Source organism: Shewanella sp. W3-18-1, assembly GCF_000015185.1.
GTDB lineage: Bacteria > Pseudomonadota > Gammaproteobacteria > Enterobacterales > Shewanellaceae > Shewanella > Shewanella putrefaciens.
The window spans coordinates 44,005-61,028 of sequence record NC_008750.1 but is presented as its reverse complement, the minus strand read 5'-3'; the positions used below and the strand labels follow the sequence as shown (position 1 = coordinate 61,028).

Genomic DNA, 17,024 nt, shown 5'->3' with positions numbered 1-17,024 from the left:
ACGCAACAAGCGGCTCAAACTAACGCTCGTCAGTCATCTCCAGCACCTTGGCAACCAGCTTCTCGATGCCTGAGTGCGCTTCAGCAATACTGCCTGCCAACATATAAGCGGGAGTGCTAACAATCCGATTCGCTTCATCCACGACTATCTCATGCACTGTTGCAATATGATGCTCACCGCCCATCAAATTAAACGCTGCGACAGTCTCGCTATCATTACCGATCGTGCCTTTTACGCCATGGGGATATAAACGCGGGATCATCATAGGGGCAATACAGATAAAGCCAACGGGCTTTTTCGCCAGAATGAACTCATTGATAAAATCGGCCACCAGTGGCTCCACTTCACACTCACTACCATTAGTCGCAAAATTACATAGGTTTTTAGCCGCGCCAAAACCGCCAGGAATAACTAATGCGTCAAATGCTGCAATCTCTAGCTCAGTGGTTGACTTTATTTCCCCACGGGCGATACGTGCCGATTCCACCAATACATTACGCGTCTCGGTGACATCGACTTCTCCAGATAAGTGATTAACTACATGCATTTGATTGATATCAGGAGCAAAACATTGATAATGTGCGCCAGCTTTCGATAGAGATAATAGGGTTAAAACCGATTCATGGATCTCTGTTCCATCGAAAACACCACACCCGCTGAGTAACACTGCGATTTTTTTCATTAAAAATATCCCTCTTATGTGATTTGGTTTTAACAAACTGCAAACAAATTGGTTGATCTGATTAAAAATCGTGCTAACTTAATTCGTCGAATCTGAGCGATGTCGAAAATTAAGTCAATCTTAGATGTATTCTACGGAGTCAATAAAAAATCCACAAATTAGGAAAATTTTTCAAGAAACAGTATTGAACTCACAAAAATCAATTTTAAACATAAAAAACAACAACTTAAAAATATCGCACTTAGTCGTATACAAAGCCATTATTCATAGTTGACTTTTTCACTCACAGACTTATCCACAGGCTGAGTGTCAATTTGCCATGGCTGAAATAGTGCTTCTGTGGCATGCTAACCGCCATCTAAGTCATCGATAAACGAAAAATACTTATGCCTACCATTGCAAATAACCCACTTGTCCTTGTGGATGGATCTTCTTATTTATACCGCGCCTATTATGCGCCTCCTCACCTGACAAACTCAAAGGGCGAAGCAACGGGTGCCGTCTATGGCGTAGTAAATATGTTACGCAGTCTATTGAGCCGTTACCAACCGAGCCATATCGCCGTCGTATTCGATGCTAAAGGTAAAACCTTCCGTAATGATATGTACAGCGAATACAAAGCACAGCGCCCACCGATGCCGGATGATCTTCGTTCACAAATCGAACCTCTGCATAGGATTATTCACGCCCTTGGTTTACCCCTTATCTCTATCCCTGGCGTTGAAGCGGATGATGTTATCGGCACAATTGCCCGCCAAGCAAGCCGTGAGAATCGCGCCGTACTCATTAGTACTGGTGATAAAGATATGGCCCAATTGGTTGATGAAAATATCACGCTGATCAATACCATGACAGATACCATCATGGGGCCCGATGAAGTTGCAGCAAAATATGGTGTAGGTCCAGATCGTATTATTGATTTCTTAGCCTTGATGGGCGATAAGGCCGATAATATTCCTGGCTTACCTGGTGTCGGCGAAAAAACGGCATTAGCTATGCTGACTGGCGCAGGAAGCGTGGCCAACCTACTCGCCGCTCCCGAAAAGGTCTCTGACTTAGGCTTCAGGGGCGCAAAAACGATGGCGGCAAAAATCACTGAAAATGCCGACATGCTTAGACTCTCCTACGAACTTGCTACCATTAAAACCGATGTGGAACTTGAGCAAGATTGGCATGAGCTCACTGCCAAACCCGCAGATAGAGACGAACTGATCAAATGCTACAGCGAGATGGAGTTTAAGCGCTGGCTTGCCGAGGTCTTAGATAATAAAGCACCAACGACCGTAGTCGCGGATGCGGCTAAAGTCGAAACCCAAGAAAGCTCTATGCCAAATCCTGCACTTGAAACTCAATACGACACGATTTTAACCGAAACTCAGCTTGATGAATGGATTGCCAAGCTGAAACAGGCATCATTAATAGCCGTGGATACAGAGACCACGAGTCTCGACTATATGGTCGCGGAACTGGTTGGCATGTCTTTCGCTGTGGAAGCAGGCAAAGCCGCTTACCTGCCTTTAGCTCACGATTATGTTGGCGCGCCTCAACAGTTAGATAAGCAATTTGCGCTCGAAAAACTACGCCCCATTTTAGAAGACGACAAGGTCAAAAAAGTCGGCCAGAACCTGAAATATGACATCAGCGTTTTGGCTAATGCGGGCATTAAATTACAGGGTGTCGTATTTGATACCATGCTCGAATCCTATGTTTTTAACTCCGTGGCTTCACGCCATGATATGGATGGATTAGCGCTCAAGTATCTAGGCCATAAAAACATTGGCTTTGAAGATATTGCAGGCAAAGGGGCGAAACAACTTACCTTCAATCAAATCCCGTTGGAAGTTGCAGCCCCGTATGCTGCGGAGGATGCGGATATTACTCTGCGTTTACACCAGCACCTATGGCCAAGGCTAGAAAAAGAACCTCAATTGGCCTCAGTATTTACTGAAATTGAATTACCCTTAATCCAAGTACTATCAGACATTGAGCGCCAAGGTGTATTAATTGATAGCATGTTACTCGGCCAACAGAGTGATGAGCTAGCGCGTAAAATCGATACCTTAGAAGAAAAAGCCTACGAGATTGCAGGTGAAAAATTTAATCTCGGTTCACCCAAACAACTGCAAGTGCTATTTTTTGAAAAACTAGGTTATCCAATCACCAAAAAAACACCAAAGGGCGCGCCATCGACCGCGGAAGAAGTATTAGTCGAATTAGCCTTAGATTTCCCACTGCCAAAGGTGATCCTCGAGCATCGCAGCCTATCTAAGTTAAAAAGTACTTACACAGATAAACTACCGCTGATGGTCAATGCCAAGACTGGGCGCGTTCACACAAGTTACCACCAAGCTAATGCGGCAACAGGGCGCTTATCGTCAAGCGAGCCTAACCTGCAGAATATTCCTATTCGTACCGAAGAAGGTCGCCGCATTCGCCAAGCCTTTATCGCCCCTGCAGGCCGTAAAATTTTGGCCGCTGATTATTCACAAATCGAACTGCGGATCATGGCACATCTATCCCAAGATGCGGGTCTGCTCAAAGCCTTCGCCGAGGGTAAAGACATTCACAGAGCCACCGCTGCCGAAGTATTTGGAACTGACTTTGATGCTGTAACAACAGAACAGCGACGCCGCGCTAAAGCCGTAAACTTCGGCCTTATTTATGGTATGTCAGCCTTTGGTTTAGCTCGTCAACTGGATATTCCTCGTAACGAAGCTCAAACCTATATTGATACTTACTTCGCCCGCTACCCGGGAGTGTTAAGGTATATGGAAGAAACGCGCGCAGGAGCAGCAGAATTAGGATATGTTTCAACACTATTTGGTCGTCGCCTCTACTTGCCCGAAATCCGGGATCGTAATGCAATGCGCCGCCAAGGCGCAGAACGTGCTGCGATTAACGCACCGATGCAAGGCACGGCTGCCGATATCATCAAAAAAGCCATGATCAATATTGCCCAGTGGATCAAGACAGAAACCCAAGGCGAAATCGCCATGATTATGCAAGTCCACGACGAATTAGTATTCGAAGTCGATGCCGATAAAGCAGAGACGCTCAAACAAAAAGTATGTGAACTCATGGCGAAGGCTGCAATCCTCGATGTAGCATTACTCGCAGAAGCTGGCATTGGTGATAATTGGGATGAAGCCCACTAACCCAATCTGAGCGACATCTTTTACAAAAAACTTAAAATCAACACAATGAAAACAAAGATAAATCTGAATCTACTATAGCAATAGCATTCAGATTTATCTTCTTGTTAATCAACACCTTTAAGTGTCGTCATCAAATAATAAGTAAGAATGTGTGCTCATTCTTACTTTTGACTGCTAAAGCCGAGCCAATATTTTAGAGTAAAAACATTAAATTTGATGCTGTGATCGTTTTTGTATAAAAATTTCTATTCATTCATTAAAAACAGCGTGTTAAGTTCTTTAAATGAAATTTTTAGATCAAAACAAGATGTTTTTTCACACATAACTTGAGATCAAACGCACATAATTACCTCTTTTTTGAAAAAACTGTTTTCCATTTAAAGATAAATGCCGTATTATTCTCTGCGTAGGGTACAGAGGTTAAGATGTTCTATCTTTCAGACCTTTATTTCACTTATAGTGATGAGCCAAATTCTGGCGCCTCAGCAACTTGTTTGCTGAGGCTTTTTTTTGCGTATTTTTTAAAAAATTCATCACAAAATTTAGAGCATTTACTTTAATAAACAGTAAATCCCATGTATGCTGTCTTCATTGAGAACCATTGAAGCTAATTTTTAATGGTGCTTGAGTCTTGTTGAATTTAGCTTCTCCCCAAAAGAGCTAATATTATTTAGGCCGATAACACTGTTATCGGCTATTTTTTTACCTGAAATCTGAAAAGTGGCGGGAAGTACTGCCAGAAGATAGAAAGAAGGCACAAAGCAAACTACACAGCTTAAGTTAGGCTGCGTAGTCTTTGTTAATAAAAAGATTAGTTAGATTGTTCTGCGGTATCTAACTCATCCCTCAACCACTGGGGATGACACCATTCATTTAAGATACTTAAGACTTTAGGCTTACCAGTTCCCTTCAAAGCAGAGAAAGGCTCTACCAGAACCCAATCACCAAAATCTGCCAGAGCTTTACGCACTTCATTCACCGTTTTCATTTTGGCACTTTGAGCTAACTTGTCAGACTTTGTCAGTAGAGCCAGAACAGGGATCTCACTCGCAACTGCCCACTGGATCATCTGCATATCTAAATCTTTTAAAGGATGACGGATATCCATTAACACCACTACGCCACTTAAACAGGCACGCTTTTGCAAATATTCACCCAAGGCTTGCTGCCATTTGTTTTTCATTGCCAGTGGTACTTGTGCAAAACCATAACCAGGCAAATCCACCAAACGTCGCTGAGAATCGAGTTCAAAGACGTTAATTAGCTGAGTCCGTCCAGGTGTTTTACTGGTTCTCGCCAAACTCTTTTGCTCAGTTAAAGCATTGAGTGCGCTAGACTTTCCAGCATTAGAGCGGCCAGCAAAAGCAATCTCAACACCAACATCGCCGGGCAGATATTGATCCAAGTGTGCAATGTCTGGTGCACTAATTAAAAACTTCGCCCTGCGAAAATCTATATGAGATTCAGTCACTATTTACTCCAAAATATTTGCTGCGCAATACCATAATTAATGAAGAATTGCTTACTTTTCCACGTTTTCGTGTAAAATATTACTCCGATCACATTAAATACATTTTACCACGCTTGCGGGTCACCCTAGTAAGCTCAGGATAATAATCTTAACCAGAAGTTGGAACGCCATGAAAAAGTTAGCTCTTGCGCTGTCTGTTGTAGTTGCCGCCATATCTTCACCTGCGATTGCTGAAGGTAATGCTGAAGCGGGAAAAACTAAAATTATCGTTTGCTCAGCCTGCCATGGCATGGACGGTAACAGCATGATCGATATGTACCCTAAGCTTGCTGGCCAACACGGCACTTATCTCCAGAAGCAACTACACGATTTCCGTAGCGCAGCGCAAACTGGTGGTAAAAACGGTCGTATGGATCCTATCATGGGTGGTATGTCTATAGCTCTAAGCGATCAAGATATTCTCGACATTAGCGCATATTTTGCGAGTCAAACAGTTCAAGTTGGTGAAGTAAAAGATATCCCAGAGCTCGGCGCTCAACTCTACAAAGGCGGTGACGTTTCCCGTGGTATTACCGCCTGCATGGCATGTCATGGTCCTGATGCAAAAGGTGCTGAATTAGCAGGTTTTCCAACGCTTGCAGGCCAACATGCAAACTATATCAAAATTCAACTCACCAAATTTCGTGATGCTGGACGCAATAATGACTTGAATGGCATGATGCAAGATGTAGCTAAAAAGTTAAATGATAACGATATTGATGCGTTATCCAAATATCTATCAAATTTAAAATAAGTTCACAGTATTAAAAAGGGTGTTTTGTCACCCTTTTTTTACACCCGAAGTTTACGTTCACGTAAACTGCAAAAGATTCAGGCTTGACATAGATCACGTATTTAGGTTTAATTAGCCCCGTACCGAGATAAACCCATCTGCTTGTACAAATAAATTAATCATAACTTGCAGATTTCGGTATAATTAACATTAAAGATATAAGAATAAAAAGACTCAATAACAATAATATAATTAAGACTACTCTCTAATAATAACAAGAGTCGTGGTTTCGCTTTGAAATCCAAGTCAGTACATTTTTGTAAGGGATGGCCGATAACGCCAATTTGCGCTAAGCAAAACGCCTTACACTCAGGGTAACTTGCCCCATCAGGACACAGTTTGAATGATTCAAATTGTAGCAAAGGAAGCTAATTAGCTTAGGATGCACTGGCTGGAAGCTTGTTATCACTGGAAGGTACTTTAAGCAACATGGATGGTTAACTGAACGTCAATGATGACGCTGCTATACAAGATGTGTCTTGAGACCATCTACAGAAACTGTGGTCAGGATGGCGACAGAAAATGAATTAAGTGTCTGGAAGACCGATAACGAAAATGTTGCAGGGAAAGCAGTAAAAAAAAGAAGGATACCGACCGGGAAAGTCGCATAGCAAGTATGGATACTTGGAATCAGGATAAGGTGCTAAATGCACCCTTTGTAAGGCGGCAGTTAAACTGCCGCCTTTTTTCTTTTGTAACACACCATCAGTGTCTAAAATGTGCACTCAACCAATATAATTGGTACAATCAAAGCCTTAATAACCACTTCAGCAGACTCAATGCCCAGATGCCCTCTTTGTCATAACAGTCAGACACAACTCCTTCATCAAGATAAAAAGCGGAGTTTTTATGTTTGCAAGACATGTGAGTTAACCTTTGCGGATGCGAATAGCCATTTACCCCCCGCGGCAGAGAAGCAAAGATACGGTCGTTCACGCATAGCGTCGAAGCAAAAGCAGTTATCGCAATTTATTTTGCCGCTGTTAGCGCAATTAGAGCAGCAACAAGCTGGCAGTTTATTAGGATTGAATTTTGGTCGCATACTCGATGATGAGAGCCTGACGACCATAGAAAATGCGGGCCACAAATTAAACCAATATGATCCCTTCTTTGCACCAGACCATGAAACACTCAAGCAGGAGTATGATTTTATTTGCTGCTATCGTGTCTTTGAACATTTTAAAAACCCCATAAAAGAATGGAGTCTGCTCTCACGCTTATTACGTTTAAGAGGATGGTTAGCAATTAGTACTCCATTACTAATTGATTTAGATGGTTTTGCTAAGTGGCATCATAAAAATAATCTCACTCATGTAAGCTTTTACCAACGACAGACCTTTGAGTTCCTAGCAAACAATAGCGATTTTGAACTATTATTTGCCGCGAAAGACCTCGTTTTGATGCAAAAAACATCATAATCTGGTATAACACCCGGCCTAATTTAGCACCTTATAGATAGCATTATTTAGTATCTGTAAGGCCACACGTTTTAAATAATTGAGAAAACCATGTCTCGTAGCAAGAAAACACGCAAGGGCGGCGAGAACAGCCCTAAGTTGCAGCCAAGAGTGAAAAAGCAAGACCGTGCTGTAGCAACTGGCAAACGTAAAGAAAGCGGTAATAAGTCAGGTAGTCGTCATAATGAAGGATTGATCCTTGCTCAGGCTCCGCAGCAAACTGCAACGCAAAAGAAAGATCCACGCCATGGCAGTAAAAAGCCCGTGGCTTTAGCCATTCCAGCGGCAACAGAGACAACGCAAACAGCAAAAGCTAAACAACCTAAACTAACTGATGAACAAAAGCTGTTGAAACTGGAAGAAGATCCAAGACTAAACCAATTACTCGATATGCTAGAAGAAGGTCGCAACCTTAATGACGCAGATCAAAAATGGTTAGATCAACAGTTAAATAAGATTGAAGCTCTGATGATCAAACTTGGAATAAGTGATGAACTAGATGAGGATGTGCCTGCCTCAGCTAAAGCGCTCTCCGATGATGAGTTGTTCGATAAATTTGAGTCAGGCGCAGATTTACTTAAAGATTATCAAGATAAATTCTAATTTCTAATAATGCATAAAAGCAAAGGCATAATTTCCTTTGTTTTTATGCCTGTTACATAAGGAATATTTGTGTCTACGGCTCTCATTGTCCTCGGTTTTATCATCATAGTGGCACTCAGTAGCTACGCAACCTTTTTACTCTTAAAACTCAAGCAGCAAAAACAGCGTCAACAGGTAGCACATGCCGAACGAGAAGTTGCTGCAAATGCGAAAAGAGCTCAAATTTTAGGAGATATTCGCTATATAGCGACAGCAATGATTGAAGATCGGTGCGAAATATCTGAAGGCGTGGTGAGAATTGGCCGTTTATTCGAGATTTTATCCCTCAGTGAACGGGTGGCTCCAGAGTTTCCTTCATTATTCCAACACTTTGAGCTAATTAAAGGTCATCCCATAATGGAGGCTCGCCAAGCATTGCCTAAGCAGGAAAGGATGAAGTTAGACTTAATCAGAATGAAGTCAGAAGCTGAACTAGCTGAGGGCATCAATGATGATGCAAAAAAATTATCCGACTACCAACTCAAAGCAACACACTAAAAAGACCCCGAAACCATAAATGGTGACTTTTGAGGTCATCTACATCACATTATTTTGTACCGCCCAAAACATCTTCCCGTGAACCTGTGCACAAAACCTCCAAAAAATGACAGACATTGAAACCTTTTTCATAGATATTGCGTAACTTCTAAAAATGCAGACTTCATTTTTACAACCTAGATCAAGGTTATTTACTATAGAACCTTGCATACTTCGCTTGTTGCTAATTTACCCTCGGAGGACACGCCTTGAAGCAGCCCACTCAGATTAGTTGGGATCAGTCGATGATCGAAAAATATAACTACAGCGGTCCCCGTTATACCTCTTACCCAACGGCATTAGAGTTCGATGATACATTCACCGAACAAAATCTGCTGACGGCCATTGAAAATAGCAAAAGCGATAAACTGTCGCTGTATATTCATATCCCGTTCTGCGCCAAGCTTTGTTATTACTGCGGCTGTAATAAAGTCATCACCCGCCACCAACACAAAGCCGATCAGTACATTGAATATTTAAGCCAAGAAATTATTAAACGTGCCCCCCTGTTCAAACATTACAGTGTGACCCAAATGCATTGGGGCGGCGGTACACCCACTTTCTTAAATCCAGAGCAAATTTTAAAGCTGACATCATTGATTAAAGCCAACTTTAACTTTGCGGATGAAGGTGAGTTTTCAATTGAAGTCGATCCCCGCGAGATTGAGCTTTCAATGCTCGACACGTTGAAAGAAGCGGGTTTTAACCGAATCTCTATCGGCGTACAAGATTTCAATAAAGAAGTGCAAATTGCCGTTAATCGCGAGCAAGACGAGCAATTTATTTTCGACTTAATGGCTAAAGCGAAAGCAATGGGGTTTGTGTCAACCAACATAGATTTAATCTATGGCTTGCCACACCAAACACCAGAAACATTTGCCGCAACAATGCAGCGCGTTTTAGATTTATCGCCTGATCGTTTATCGGTATTTAACTATGCTCACTTACCTGCACGCTTTGCCGCTCAGCGTAAGATCAAAGACGAACATTTACCTTCGCCAAAACAAAAACTCGAAATGCTGCACCAAACTATCGAGACCTTAACTGGCGCGGGCTACCAATATATTGGTATGGACCACTTTGCTAAGCCCGATGACGAGTTAGCCAAGTTACAGCGTGAAGGCAGACTACACCGCAACTTCCAGGGTTATACCACCCAAGAAGAATGCGATTTGTTAGGTCTTGGCGTATCGTCCATCAGTCAGATTGGCGATTGCTATGCACAAAACCAGAAAGATATCCGTCCTTACTATGAAGCCATAGATAAAGACGGCCATGCCCTGTGGAAAGGTTGCAGCCTAAACCGTGACGACGAAATCCGCCGCGTAGTGATTAAACAGCTGATTTGCCACTTCGATTTAGATATGGCCAAAATGGATGAAAAACTGGGGATCCAGTTTGAAGAATACTTCGCCGAAGACTTAAAACTACTGCAAACTTTTATCGACGATAAATTAGTTGAAGTGGTCGACAGAAAAATCACTATCAGCCCAACAGGCCGTTTATTGATCCGCAATATCTGTATGTGCTTCGACCTTTACTACCGTCAAAAAGCGCGTCAGCAACAGTTCTCGCGCGTGATCTAAAGGCTCTTTGCCGTACTCACAAGTGCTGCACAAAAAATCCGACTCTAAGTCGGATTTTTTATTGATGGCAATTTTTATTAACGACTCAGAATCGACTTATACCTTAGCGGCATAGAGTGCTTTGCGCTCACTATCGGATAAAAATGCCATTTCAACCCCGTTGCGTTGCACCTGCGCTAACTCAGCATCGGTTAACTTGAGTTCAGATTTAGCGATACGATACTCATGCTTAATATCGATAGCACTCACACCAGGATCATCGGTATTTAGGCTTATCAACACGCCTGCATCCATAAAGGTTCTGAATGGATGCTCAGCGTAAGAAACCACTGTAGAAGTATGCAAGTTACTGGTCGGGCAAGATTCGATGCCAATACGGTGCTTAGCGAGATATTCCATCAGCCTAGGATCGTGAATCGCGTTCACCCCGTGGCCAATTCGCGTAGCGCCTAGTTCTTGAATCGCTTGCCACATACTTTGTGAGCCCGCAGCTTCACCGGCGTGAGCCGTAATCGCAAGGCCAGCATCACGAACACGTTTAAAGTGATCGTTAAATAACTCACCTGGGAAACCCAATTCATCACCTGCCAAGTCCATCGCCACGAGATGTTGTTTATGGGCAAGTAAGCCTTCAAGTTCTTGAGTACAAGCTGCTTGACCAAATGAACGTGACATAATGCCAATTAAATTGATCTTCACGTTATAGTCTTTTAAACCCGCTTTAACGCCGTCAACTACCGCCTCAACTACGCCTTCAATCGGTAACTTATGGTTCATCGCCATATAGTAAGGACTAAAACGTAACTCAGCGTAATCTAAGCCAGATAACGCCGCATCGGCAACGTTTTCATAGGCGACGCGTTTCACCGCATCCAAATCAGCGAGTACGGCAACCATCCAATCGAGTTTCTTTAAGAAGGCGACTAAGCTAGTTTCTTTCCCCTGAATTTGCACAAAAGGTGCGAGCGTCTCTAAAGAATCGGCAGGTAGCGCAATGCCGTGTTGGTGTCCTAGTTCCCAAATGGTATTTACCCGCACATTACCGTCTAGGTGACGATGCAGATCCACCAATGGAATAGATGTATCAATCATATTTAACCCCTATTTGAACTACCCAGCCAATGCTTTTGTTATTTGGTCGCGGGCGGACACTAAGTTTAACACGCATTTTCAGGGGCATTTATGGACCAGATGCATTTAAATTCACATTTAGTCACAATTCTGCTTAATATCCGTACAAGGAACTGCCGTATTCATCAGGCATAATGACTTCAATAACAACGAAAATATCAGAGATCTAACATGCATAAACTCTTAACCCCCAGTTTATTGATATTCGCATTAGCCGCCTGCAGTGCCACTCAAACCACAAAAAATATTCAAACCCCATCGTCACAGACAATATCAGCAGCACAGTCGCAAGTTGAGCCAATCGCTCCCGCGCTGCAAGCGATTATCGACCAAAGCTGGCAATTACAGCTCAGCGCGAGTCCTGAAATGGCTTACAGCATGGGCGATACCAGTGCCGCAGGAAAATTAGCAGATCTCTCGCCAGCCGCGCTCGCTAAGCTTAATCAAGGTCAAATCGCAGTATTAGCGCAGCTCAAAGCACTCGACCGCAGCAGCTTGAGTAAAGAAGATAAGATTAACGCTCAAATACTGGAAGATCAGATCCAAAACGATGTCGACCTATATCGCTTCAAGGATTATTACCTGCCCATTACGGCGGAAAGTGGCTTTCACGCGTATATCACATCAATTGCACAGGGTAGATTTAACACCTTAGAGGATTACCGCAACTATATTGCCAAACTCAATGCACTCCCGACCTATTTCGCCCAGCAAACCCACTGGCTAAAACAAGGATTAGCCGAGGGAATAACGCCGCCAAAAGTGACACTCTATGGCTTTGAAGACAGTATCAGTGCTTATATTGTCCCTGTTGAAAAGAGCGGTTATTTCAAACCTTTTACGCAATATCCCAGCTATTTCACTGAGGCACAAAAAACTCAGCTGACCCAAGAAGGCCGCACTTTAGTTGAGCAAAAAGTTCTACCTCTGTACCAAAACTTTTATGATTTTATGACTAAAGAGTACATTCCCAATGCACGGGAAAATATCGCAGCGAGTAGCTTACCTAACGGCGCAGAATTTTATGAGAATAGAGTACGTTACTATACGACCTTGAATATGACGTCGATGCAAGTGCATGAACTGGGCTTAAAAGAAGTACAGCGTATCCGCCAAGAAATGGAACAAATCATCGCGTCGGTAGGCTTTAAAGGCAACTTTGCCGACTTCTTACATTTTTTGCGGACCGATCCCAAGTTTTACACCACCAGTGCCGATCAGTTACTCAAAGAAGCGGCATTTATTGCCAAAAAAGCCGATGCCATGCTGCCTAAGTACTTCGGCAAACTCCCCCGTAAACCCTATGGCATTGCACCAGTACCCGCCGAAATTGCACCGAAATACACCACGGGGCGATATTCAGGATCTAACAGCGATGACGAGCCTGGTTACTACTGGGTCAACACTTATGCATTGGATAAGCGCCCACTCTACGAGTTAGAAGCCTTAACCTTGCATGAAGCCGTACCCGGTCATCATCTGCAAATTTCATTGAACTCTGAACTAACTTCACTCCCCGACTTTCGTCGTTATAGCTATATCTCTGCCTTTGGTGAAGGATGGGGCTTGTATAGCGAATACTTAGGCTTAGAGGCCGGTTTCTACCAAGATCCATACAGTAACTTTGGTCGCTTAACCTATGAAATGTGGCGTGCTGCACGTTTAGTTGTAGACACAGGCATGCATGCCCAAGGATGGAGTCGTCAACAAGCCATCGACTTTATGGCTAGCAATACCGCACTATCACTGCACAATGTCACTACTGAAATTGACCGCTATATTTCGTGGCCAGGACAAGCCTTGTCCTACAAGATTGGTGAGTTAACAATCAAACGATTACGTGCCAAAGCAGAACAGGAACTCGGCGACAAATTTGATATTCGTGCCTTCCACGATGCTGTGCTCGAAAATGGCTCAGTGCCTATGTCGATCCTCGAACAGCAAATCAATGATTTTATTGAAGCGAAAAAAGTGACACGCTAAGTTAATCAAGTCCATGGGAGTCGGTATTTTCAGACTCCCATGGTTGTCTGTTACACTCTAGCAAACCATTCAAGCCAAATGATTTGCGACTGAGTATGAGCCAAGCCAAAGCGACATTTTCAACTGAACACGATTTAAATACCTCAGAGCAGCAAGCCTTCTGGCAAACCGTTGTCCAAGATACGCTGGCCACTGCCGACGGCGTCATGCTGGCCTATATGATGGTAAAACATCCCCAAGCGCATACCGCAATTGTTCTCAGCAGTGGTCGAGTCGAGTCCTATTTAAAGTATCAAGAATTGATCTTCGACTTATACCAACAGGGTTACTCTGTTTATGCCATAGATCATCGTGGCCAAGGGCTATCGGATCGAATGACAATCAACCCACATATGGGACACGTGCGAAGATTTAATGATTATATCGATGACTTTGCTCTATTTATGCAGAAGATAGTGTTACCACAAAACGACAAACAACTCATGCTACTCGGCCATTCAATGGGTGGCGCGATTGGCACTTTGTATCTCAAACAGCATCCCGATATTTTTACTGCGGCGGCATTTTCGGCGCCCATGTATGGCATTAAATTACCTATGCCCAAAGGGTTCGTGCGTTGGTTAGCCAGTAAACTCGATACCACACTCAATGGCGGCGAGCCTAATTATGTGCTTGCAGGACAAAACTATAAACCTGTTCCATTCAAAGGGAATGAGCTAACTCACAGCCAAACCCGATACCAAGCCTACCGAGAATTGTATGATGCCGCGCCTAAGTTACAACTCGGTTCACCCACTAACCGTTGGTTGACTGAATCTTTAGATGCCGCAGATACTTGCGTACTGGCAACGGCACAAATTCGCACTCCGATACTGATACTGCAAGCGAGTGAAGATAAGATTGTTGATAATGCGGCCCAGAATCTCGCCGTGAGTACCCATTGCCAATTGAAAGTAATCGCTGGGGCTGCCCATGAGATTTTTATGGAAAAAGACGCCTGCCGAAACCAAGCCTTAAACTATGCACTCGATTTTTTTAAACGCTACGCAACAAAGAATTCGAATGGAAAAGTTGTTTAAAATCAGCAAAATTTAGTGCTCGGCTATAATAATAGCCTTGATAAGCATGGCAACCTAATGCCGTAAATATCTGTTGTTGCTGTGCTGACTCTATACCTTTAGCCACTAAGCATAGGTCGAATGGTAATACTGATTGAATTAATGCTTTTTGCCATATCTGCGTCGAGGTAATAGAAGCGACACAACTCAGATCTAACTTTACTTCGCTTATCGGATACTGATTTAAGCAGCTTAACGCAGCGTGACCTGAACCAAAGTTATCTAGAATGACTGGCACCCCAATCTCCACTAACTGGGTAATACGTTCATTCACAAAAGCATCTTGTAAGAGTAGTGCAGATTCATTTAATTCAATGCCAAGTTGATTAGTACGAATTGAATACGTACGAATCAAAGCAATTAAATGCTCAATAAAATCAATCTGACAAAATGATAACGCGCTAATATTGATCGTTATACGAGGAAGAGATAAACCCTGCTCATCTGCTTGCTGTAATAATATACATATTCGTTTAGCAACGCTTAAATCTAACCCTGCAATCAAACCACAACGTTCAGCAAGAGCAATAAACTCAGAAGGAGGAACAACATCACCATTAGCTAAATACCAACGTGATAACACTTCTGCAGAGAGAATTTCGCCCGCTACATTCACAATCGGTTGAAACATTAATGATAGCTTTTCATGTTCTATCGCTAACTTAAGCTCATGTTGTAACAGCTCATCACGGCTCTGACGTACATCTAACTCCGAATGATAAAAAGCGCAACCGCATTGCCCTAACAGTTTTGCATGTTTTTGGGCTAGCTCGGCGCGGCGTATCACAAGTAGGGGCTCTAATGTTTCTACTGGATCGAGCAGATAAATACCGACATTGGCATTTAATTCAAAGTGATGATCTCTGTAATGAAATGGTCTTGCAATGATTTGCCTCAACTCAGTCGCTAGGGCTAGAGTTCGACGTGCAGCCACTTCTGCATCAATCGACAATTCTTTAGCAAGCAAGGTGAAACGCCCTAACCCCAAATGTCCAACAATAATATTGTCTGTGAAGTAGCTCGAGAGTCTCGCGCCAATCTGTGTAAATAAACGCTCAGCTTCATGTGAAGTTAGCGAGTTCATTACCCCTAAACTCTCAACCTCAATAAAAAATAATCCTCCCCAATGACCAGAATTATCTTCTTGAGTCAGAAATTGGGACAAACGTTCCATGAATACTGCTGGTAACATTCGATGCCCTGCAACTGAATGTTCAACTAACTCTGCAATTGCTGCATGGTTTTTCTCACTTTCAGATACATCAACATGGATACCTATCATCCGCATTGGACGGCCTAAATGATCCCAATCAACAAGCATGCCACGATCGAGCACCCATATATAATGACCATCACGATGCCGCAGTCGATGGACACTCTCAAACTCTTTACTTTTACCGCTAATATATTCCTGCAAACAATCTAAAACAGTCTCTCGGTCTTCCGGATGCAGCCGCGACTCCCAAGTCTTAAAAACACACTCTAATTCATCAGGGGCATAACCAATCATCTCTTTCCAACGATCGGAAAGAAATACTTCACCAGTGCTAATATCCCAATCCCAAATACCATTACGAGATCCCTCAACGGCAAATAGCCAACGCTGCTCACTGTCATTTAGCTGTTTTACTGCACGTCCCAAACGGGCATGTACCTCCTGTAAACTGCTTTGCAGTGACAAAACCTCTGAAGAACTCCAAGGGATCTGAGTTGAAAATTCAGGTGTACCTATATGCTTTGCACTTTCACTTAAAATCCGAAATGGCTTAATTAATAAAAAATATAAAATGAGAGTAAAACCAATCAATAGCAATCCACCCAAGCCCCATACACGGATAAATCGCTGTTGTAACTTAGCAGAGGCTTCTGAAACTAAAGGAGCCAAGTCAGATTCGAGGTAAATTAATTCAACTGCACCAGGGTATTGAGAAATAACAGGATAATAAGCCTGAATCGTTAAACGCTCCATATTGACAGATACTTGCGGGAGAGAGGATTGAGCAACGGTATGATGTCGAACAACATCATAACCATCAATAACTTGAATAGCATTACTATCGCGCCAAACGGTATGATTAGCAAAGCGGATCCGACTATCCATATCCACCAATATATACACCATTGTGTTCATATCCAGTGCAGCCAATGATACCTCTTGTTCTATACGCTCAATATCCTGTAAAACTTGTGCCGATTGTACAACCGCCTGCATTCTCAAAAGCTGTTGTTTTATTTGAGTAACCTGACGTCCAGCGAGCTCACTGCGTATTTGATCACTCTCATACAAATACTCTCCTATGACTAACACCAAATAAAGTATTAGCATACAAAGAGGAATTAGAACTGCGAGTGAAAGTTTTCTAAGCATCTGCGCTAGGCAGCCTTCTACTGAACAATGAATTATTCGTATGCTAACGGGAAATAGGATAC

At 42.9% G+C, this 17,024-nt stretch carries 12 protein-coding genes; 8 read left to right on the top strand and 4 right to left on the bottom strand.

Features of this window, described 5'->3' with window-relative positions; all coding sequences use genetic code 11:
• Window positions 1-19: 19 nt before the first annotated feature.
• Window positions 20-682, bottom strand: a complete 663-nt coding sequence (gene elbB / locus SPUTW3181_RS00255) for an isoprenoid biosynthesis glyoxalase ElbB (protein WP_011787467.1) — start codon at window positions 680-682, stop codon at window positions 20-22.
• 386 nt (window positions 683-1,068) lie between these two features.
• On the opposite strand from elbB, the gene polA reads away from it, so the two are divergent.
• The gene (polA, locus tag SPUTW3181_RS00250; RefSeq protein ID WP_011787466.1) at window positions 1,069-3,837 is read left to right on the top strand and encodes a DNA polymerase I; all 2,769 of its coding nucleotides are present in this window, start codon (window positions 1,069-1,071) and stop codon (window positions 3,835-3,837) included.
• A gap of 811 nt (window positions 3,838-4,648) precedes the next feature.
• Here the strand turns inward: polA and yihA are convergent.
• Entirely contained in the window at window positions 4,649-5,308 is a 660-nt protein-coding gene (gene yihA / locus SPUTW3181_RS00245; RefSeq protein WP_011787465.1) for a ribosome biogenesis GTP-binding protein YihA/YsxC, read from the bottom strand.
• A gap of 169 nt (window positions 5,309-5,477) precedes the next feature.
• Here yihA and SPUTW3181_RS00240 point away from each other — a divergent pair, with 169 nt between their 5' ends.
• The 5 genes from SPUTW3181_RS00240 (at window position 5,478) to hemN (ending at window position 10,362) form a co-directional block, all read left to right on the top strand.
• Window positions 5,478-6,101, top strand: a complete 624-nt coding sequence (locus tag SPUTW3181_RS00240; RefSeq protein ID WP_011787464.1) for a c-type cytochrome — start codon at window positions 5,478-5,480, stop codon at window positions 6,099-6,101.
• 818 nt (window positions 6,102-6,919) lie between these two features.
• Window positions 6,920-7,558 (top strand): methyltransferase domain-containing protein, encoded by a 639-nt coding sequence (locus SPUTW3181_RS00235; protein ID WP_011787463.1) that lies wholly within the window; start codon window positions 6,920-6,922, stop codon window positions 7,556-7,558.
• A gap of 90 nt (window positions 7,559-7,648) precedes the next feature.
• Entirely contained in the window at window positions 7,649-8,200 is a 552-nt protein-coding gene (gene yihI / locus SPUTW3181_RS00230) for a Der GTPase-activating protein YihI (RefSeq protein ID WP_011787462.1), read from the top strand.
• A gap of 69 nt (window positions 8,201-8,269) precedes the next feature.
• On the top strand, window positions 8,270-8,737 hold the full coding sequence (locus tag SPUTW3181_RS00225; protein WP_011787461.1) for a DUF2489 domain-containing protein: 468 nt from the start codon (window positions 8,270-8,272) through the stop codon (window positions 8,735-8,737).
• Window positions 8,738-8,985: 248 nt separating this feature from the next.
• On the top strand, window positions 8,986-10,362 hold the full coding sequence (hemN, locus tag SPUTW3181_RS00220) for an oxygen-independent coproporphyrinogen III oxidase (RefSeq protein ID WP_082785939.1): 1,377 nt from the start codon (window positions 8,986-8,988) through the stop codon (window positions 10,360-10,362).
• A 96-nt stretch (window positions 10,363-10,458) separates the two neighbouring features.
• Here hemN and add read toward each other — a convergent pair whose 3' ends face one another.
• Window positions 10,459-11,454 carry an adenosine deaminase gene (gene add / locus SPUTW3181_RS00215; protein WP_011787459.1) on the bottom strand — a complete coding sequence of 332 codons (996 nt, stop codon included), beginning with the start codon at window positions 11,452-11,454 and terminating at the stop codon, window positions 10,459-10,461.
• Between the two features lie 210 nt (window positions 11,455-11,664).
• On the opposite strand from add, the gene SPUTW3181_RS00210 reads away from it, so the two are divergent.
• Both SPUTW3181_RS00210 and SPUTW3181_RS00205 read left to right on the top strand, forming a co-directional pair.
• The gene (locus tag SPUTW3181_RS00210) at window positions 11,665-13,476 is read left to right on the top strand and encodes a DUF885 domain-containing protein (RefSeq protein ID WP_011787458.1); all 1,812 of its coding nucleotides are present in this window, start codon (window positions 11,665-11,667) and stop codon (window positions 13,474-13,476) included.
• Window positions 13,477-13,571: 95 nt separating this feature from the next.
• A complete protein-coding gene (locus tag SPUTW3181_RS00205) occupies window positions 13,572-14,555 on the top strand; it encodes an alpha/beta fold hydrolase (protein ID WP_011787457.1) in 984 nt (327 codons plus the stop codon).
• Here SPUTW3181_RS00205 and SPUTW3181_RS00200 read toward each other — a convergent pair.
• A complete protein-coding gene (locus SPUTW3181_RS00200) occupies window positions 14,512-16,962 on the bottom strand; it encodes an EAL domain-containing protein (RefSeq protein WP_011787456.1) in 2,451 nt (816 codons plus the stop codon). The genes SPUTW3181_RS00205 and SPUTW3181_RS00200 overlap by 44 nt on opposite strands.
• Window positions 16,963-17,024: the final 62 nt, after the last annotated feature.

Bases quoted from the DNA above. Each gene is read 5' to 3' on its own strand.
- elbB (WP_011787467.1), bottom strand. From the start codon at position 682: ATGAAAAAAATCGCAGTGTTACTCAGCGGGTGTGGTGTTTTCGATGGA.
- polA (WP_011787466.1), top strand. From the start codon at position 1,069: ATGCCTACCATTGCAAATAACCCACTTGTCCTTGTGGATGGATCTTCT.
- SPUTW3181_RS00240 (WP_011787464.1), top strand. From the start codon at position 5,478: ATGAAAAAGTTAGCTCTTGCGCTGTCTGTTGTAGTTGCCGCCATATCT.
- SPUTW3181_RS00235 (WP_011787463.1), top strand. From the start codon at position 6,920: ATGCCCAGATGCCCTCTTTGTCATAACAGTCAGACACAACTCCTTCAT.
- yihI (WP_011787462.1), top strand. From the start codon at position 7,649: ATGTCTCGTAGCAAGAAAACACGCAAGGGCGGCGAGAACAGCCCTAAG.
- add (WP_011787459.1), bottom strand. From the start codon at position 11,454: ATGATTGATACATCTATTCCATTGGTGGATCTGCATCGTCACCTAGAC.
- SPUTW3181_RS00210 (WP_011787458.1), top strand. From the start codon at position 11,665: ATGCATAAACTCTTAACCCCCAGTTTATTGATATTCGCATTAGCCGCC.
- SPUTW3181_RS00205 (WP_011787457.1), top strand. From the start codon at position 13,572: ATGAGCCAAGCCAAAGCGACATTTTCAACTGAACACGATTTAAATACC.
- SPUTW3181_RS00200 (WP_011787456.1), bottom strand. From the start codon at position 16,962: ATGCTTAGAAAACTTTCACTCGCAGTTCTAATTCCTCTTTGTATGCTA.